Annotated in this window: 5 protein-coding genes and 2 pseudogenes; 3 read left to right on the forward strand and 4 right to left on the reverse strand. The window is 47.9% G+C overall.

Features of this window, described 5'->3' with window-relative positions:
- Nucleotides 1-96: 96 nt before the first annotated feature.
- Entirely contained in the window at nucleotides 97-630 is a 534-nt protein-coding gene (uraD, locus tag K7H09_RS24055; protein ID WP_230806330.1) for a 2-oxo-4-hydroxy-4-carboxy-5-ureidoimidazoline decarboxylase, read from the reverse strand.
- A gap of 167 nt (nucleotides 631-797) precedes the next feature.
- Here uraD and K7H09_RS24060 point away from each other — a divergent pair, with 167 nt between their 5' ends.
- The gene (locus tag K7H09_RS24060) at nucleotides 798-1,664 is read left to right on the forward strand and encodes a hypothetical protein (protein ID WP_208797103.1); all 867 of its coding nucleotides are present in this window, start codon (nucleotides 798-800) and stop codon (nucleotides 1,662-1,664) included.
- A 36-nt stretch (nucleotides 1,665-1,700) separates the two neighbouring features.
- Here the strand turns inward: K7H09_RS24060 and K7H09_RS24065 are convergent.
- Nucleotides 1,701-1,939, reverse strand: a pseudogene (locus K7H09_RS24065) (transposase); the annotation flags it as partial.
- Between the two features lie 375 nt (nucleotides 1,940-2,314).
- On the opposite strand from K7H09_RS24065, the gene K7H09_RS24070 reads away from it, so the two are divergent.
- Nucleotides 2,315-2,707, forward strand: a complete 393-nt coding sequence (locus K7H09_RS24070) for a histone-like nucleoid-structuring protein, MvaT/MvaU family (RefSeq protein ID WP_027958395.1) — start codon at nucleotides 2,315-2,317, stop codon at nucleotides 2,705-2,707.
- A gap of 140 nt (nucleotides 2,708-2,847) precedes the next feature.
- Here the strand turns inward: K7H09_RS24070 and K7H09_RS24075 are convergent, their stop codons facing one another.
- The gene (locus K7H09_RS24075; protein WP_022521385.1) at nucleotides 2,848-3,333 is read right to left on the reverse strand and encodes a hypothetical protein; all 486 of its coding nucleotides are present in this window, start codon (nucleotides 3,331-3,333) and stop codon (nucleotides 2,848-2,850) included.
- 391 nt (nucleotides 3,334-3,724) lie between these two features.
- Between K7H09_RS24075 and K7H09_RS24080 the strand changes: the two are divergent.
- Nucleotides 3,725-4,097 (forward strand): annotated as a pseudogene (locus K7H09_RS24080) (integrase core domain-containing protein); the annotation flags it as partial.
- Here K7H09_RS24080 and K7H09_RS24085 read toward each other — a convergent pair.
- Nucleotides 4,096-4,894, reverse strand: a 799-nt coding sequence (locus K7H09_RS24085) for a LysR family transcriptional regulator (RefSeq protein ID WP_230806332.1), incomplete at its 5' end; no start/stop codon positions are given. The pseudogene K7H09_RS24080 and the gene K7H09_RS24085 sit on opposite strands and share 2 nt — an antisense overlap.

A 4,894-nucleotide genomic window follows, 5' to 3' on the forward strand; every position in this document is an offset into this window, starting at 1 on the left:
ACTCATAGAGGTCTCTCCGAATGACGATAAAGGGTAAGCCTCACAGCCTGAAGGGCGAGCACCGTTCAGGCTGTGGGAAGAGTAATCTCATGGGGTTTATGCAGCCGTCTCGGCACGCATGTGCAAGCGAAAGCGCGCTATCTGGATGATTTGATTAATGGCTGTTTGTCGTTCAGTTACGGCGTCGTTTTCAAGTCGCTTTTCGAATGCATCGAGAATGGCGTGACGATCAAGCCCTTTAACGGCAATCACGAAGGGGAAGCCGAACTTATCCTGGTAAGCCTGATTCAGCCGTTGGAAGCACTCAAACTCTGCAGCGGTGCACTGGTCTAGGCCTGCTCCCGCCTGTTCGCGGGTGGAGTCCTGGGTTAATTCGCCGGCCAAGGCGGCTTTTCCCGCTAGATCAGGGTGAGCGCGGATAACCGCAATTTGCTGATCAACATCGGCGTTCCTAAGCACTGCTCCCATACTGTCTGCTAGTACATCGGCATCATCATGCTGATCAGTAAGCTCTTGTTTCCAAAAAGTTTCTGCTACCCATGGCGAGTGTTCGAATATATCGCCGTAATGGGTAAGAAAATCTTCTAAACCAAGGCTGCTAGGGCGTGCGGCGTTTAAAATTAGCGACATTGTATGCTCCTTTTGTATTTTATTGTCATTCTTATTGTATACAATAAATATAGATAAATGTACTCTAAGAAGTGCTGTTATCGAAAAAAAAACGGTTGTTCACGCCAGCAAAAACATTCGCGGCGTTAAAAAATGCGTCTAAAAAATCAAACAAAAGAGGTTTTCGCATGTTGAAGAGAAACCGAGCAGTGGCTAAGTACGTGTCGGTGGCCACACTTCTTGGCTGTATGTCGGCAGGTGCTCATGCGGCGGCGTGGAGTGATACGTTTGTGGGTTATCGCTATGGAACACAGTTTATGGAGCCTAATAACCCTGAAAATGTGGAGAAGCATATTCTCCAGTTCACCCATGCAAGTGGTTATTCACTGGGGCAAAACTTTTTCAATCTGGATCTTCTACAGTCCAGTAATGAAGATCCCGCCAGCAATAGTGACTCAGGGGCAACGGAAGCGTACTTGACATACCGTCATCAACTGCATGCGGGGGGCGTGTTTGATGAGCCGGTAGCATTCGGGCCAGTGAGGGATATGGCACTAACCTTCGGGTTTGACCTCAACACTAAAAACACCGGTTTTGCGCCGCGTAAGCGCCAACTGGTAGTTGGGCCAACGTTTAAGTTTGACGTGCAGCGAGGATTTGTAGATCTAAGCCTGTTTTATAGCCGGGAGTGGAACCACTGCGGCCTGCCACCCTGTGGGCTACCCGAAAACCAGAACAGCATCTCATTTGACCCTTATTACCAAATCAATTTGGCTTGGGGGTTACCGTTTGAAGCGGCTGCGTTACCGCTAAAATTTCAAGGCTTCTATAACTACAACGGTGCGAAAGGGGATGACTACTTTGGCGATTCGACCAAGCCTGAGCAGTTAATGCGTACCTCGCTGATGCTGGATGTAGGACAAGTCTCGTGGGGGGTGGAAAACTCGCTATGGGCCGGCGTTGGCTACGAATATTGGCGCAATAAATTTGGTAATCACAATAAGCCAGGGGTTGATACCGACGCTATGACGCTTAATATCGAATGGCATTTCTAATATAGAAACTCAGCTGCCTAGCCTTTAATTCTGAATTCAACCAATAAATGCAGCGGCTGCTAGTGCTTCTGCGTATTCTCCTAATAACACCTGGGCTGGGGTTCGGTATCCCAGCCGCTTTCTTGGTCTATCGTTGAGGTTATTGACGACGACCCTTAGCTCTGTGTCTGACCCGTGTCGGAAGCCTGTCCCTTTCGGGAAATATTGGCGAATCAGTCATTGGTGTTTTCATTAATACCACGCTGGCATGAGCGGTGCGGGTCGCAAATATATGTCTGGCCGACAAGGCCTGTTCTGGCGCATAACCCTGGTCGGCTCGTTGCGTTTTATCTCGAAGCTAATGGTGCTGCTGTGGGATCCAATGGCCCGCTGGCTGATGTCGGTCTAAAGATAGCTAAAAATTTGGTATCGTGGGGCCTGAGTCGGTTGTCGATATCCCATGCCCTGCTTCACTATGGCAGGTTAAGGCAGAGAGGATGCCGTTGCTGGCCCTCCTATCTTTACCTTATGATCCAAAGTGCTGCGGTTATTCTATGCATCCAGGCCTGAAAATTGAGCTTTCCTTTTCTCAATGGCTATATTAAAGCTATAATGCGTAAGATATATGTTTAAGGGTTACCTTAAATTTTAAAAATATAGGAATTTAGACTATGGCGTCGGTACTGAGTAACTATCTCAAAAAAGAACAGATGTTAAAGCAGCTGCAGGAAGAGCTGCAAGCGCTGGAAAACAACAGTGAGCTAAAAGCAGAGCTTGAATTCAAAGAAAGACTACAAGCACTTATGACTGAACACGGAAAATTAGCGCGCGACGTATGTGAAATGCTTGACCCATCTTACCGCTCTAAACCAGCAAAAGCTGGCAAGGTAAGCACCAGCAGCACAGATGGGCGTAAAAAACGTCCCTTGAAGGTATACAAGAACCCACACACTGGTGAGGTAGTAGAAACCCGTGGCGGGAATCACAAAGTTATCCAGGAGTGGAAGGCTGAATTTGGTAATGAAGAAGTGGTCAGTTGGGTTGTGAAAGAAATCGCGCAATAAGACTAATTTTTATTAGTGGTGACAGCGCCAGCTTGGCAAAGTTACCCTTTAAAACGCTCACTGAGCCCGCTCAGTGAGCGAAAAATTATTTAAGCGATGTGCTGGAAAGAAAAGTAACGAGTAAGTCCATCAGCCATCCGTTAATTTCGCGACAGGTCTTCCCTGAGGATAGGTACTTCTACTCTACTAAGGCCGCCCAATCTCCACGCCTCGACTGAGTTGCTACCCTCTGGCACGTTGAACGACCCCCAAATCACTCGAAACGTGGTTGCGTACACAGACCCGTCTCCCATGACGATGTTTGCATCAATGTGAAATCGACGCTTTTGCTCTTGCATTAATGCATCATCAAAATCAGATGTCGTTTCAATATCTGCTATACCGTTATCTCTGCATGCTGTATGGAAGGCAGAGAATTTTTCCTCATAATATAGATCGGGTTCAATTTTCCGCTGGTGCATTGAAAGATGTCTTTCTTTATCACCCTCGCAGATCGCTTGAACAGCGGCTTCGACCATACCGGTTGCTGTCTCGCTGTACACCTCATCCGCCAAAGCCGAGGAAGATAGCAGCAGAGAAAGAGCCGTGGCGGTCGAACGAGAGATTAAATAGCTGTTTTTTAACATTCCCATTTCCCTTTATTTTTTAGCTCCGCTCAACTAGAAGCCGAGCATAAGCGTAGGGCGACTGATGACCACATAGGCTATAGAGGCTTTCCTCTGCTGCCCGATAGAGTGCTCTAAAGCAATTCATGTGGGTGCAGGCCTATGGGCACCTACCCCAGCAAGCAACCACAACACCTTAGTTCCGTGCAGTGATTCGGACGGCGCCTTCTAATATTAGTGGTAGTGAGCGGGCTCGCAAATTTAACTTTACTAATGCAGTGATTCTCCTCGGCGGTGCTGGGGGGATGTAGATGCTAAGCCTCACACGGGTCGTAATCTGATAGCTACCCTATCGCAGTAGTATAAAGCCGTAATGGCTGTTCGTAGGTTCTTGTGCTTTGATCAGGTCTGATCAATAGATTTTGTATTTGACCGTACCGCTGAAGTACGAGGGATAAAGAACTTAACCGTTGTCGACGACGATACCCATGAAGCATGGCCATCGTGCCCGAGCATGCTATGGGCTGCCATTAACGCAGATTCTGGATCAACTGGCTGTGTAGCGTGGGCCATCTAGCACCATTCGTACAGATGATGGAAAGGAATTCTGTGGGCGCGCTATGTTGACGTGGGCTCATCAGCGTGACGTTGCACTGTTTTTAATTGAGTCTGGAAAAATCAATCATAACGCCCACATCGCATCGTTCAACGGGCGGTTTCGAGATGAATGTCTGAACGAGCGTTGGTTCACCAGCCCTCATCACGCCAAGGTCGTCATCGATACTAATTGCTGCTAAGACGCTTCCAGAAAGTATCAGCAGTTGCATCATGATTACCTAGCCATCTCACCAAAATTATCTCTAAATGATTCGAGGGCATATCGGGGTATAGTCTAACCAACCGGCCTTCCTCGACTAGAGGAGCTATCATGTTATGTGGCATACAGGCGATGCCCATCCCTAACGAAACCATAGGCTTGAGCGCTTCTGATACAGTAGCTTCGAAGGTTCTTTTTAGGCGATTTGGTTCAGGATGCCGAGCTACTTGAGGTCGCGATAATTCATGTAATTGAGCCGATCTGGCATAAGTGAGCCAAGGAATAGTGCCATGAGACTGTTGGCACAATTTGGCCATCTCCGGTGTGCCTACCCAATAAAGCTCTTCTGTTCCTAGCGAGAGCACTTCAAAGTCATCGCGCTGAAAATACCGCTCCGATTCAGTGTCACGGTAGAACAGAATAAAGTCGCTGCGCCCAGACACAAGTGACATGTAATAATTCTCGGTACTTTTATGCCCTGTATCGATCCGTGTAAATAATGGTTCGTCTAGAGTGGAGTACTGAGATATCCATTGTGGAAAGAAGTTGCAGGCAAGCGTATGCAACGATGCAAAGGTCAAAGGGTGGTCAAGTACTCTTACACTCTGTTCGCATTCTTGAGAAAGCCGTACTAACTCAGACGCAGTAGGCGTGAGCGCTTTACCAGATGGGGTCAGGCGAATAGGTGTGACACGTCGATCAAAAAGCTGTGTGGCTAGGTGATTTTCCAGCAACTGAACCGCCCCGGTTATTCCGGAGACCGGT

The sequence above is a fragment of the Halomonas sp. IOP_14 genome (assembly GCF_021021315.1).
In the GTDB taxonomy this organism is placed as follows: Bacteria; Pseudomonadota; Gammaproteobacteria; order Pseudomonadales; family Halomonadaceae; genus Vreelandella; species Vreelandella titanicae.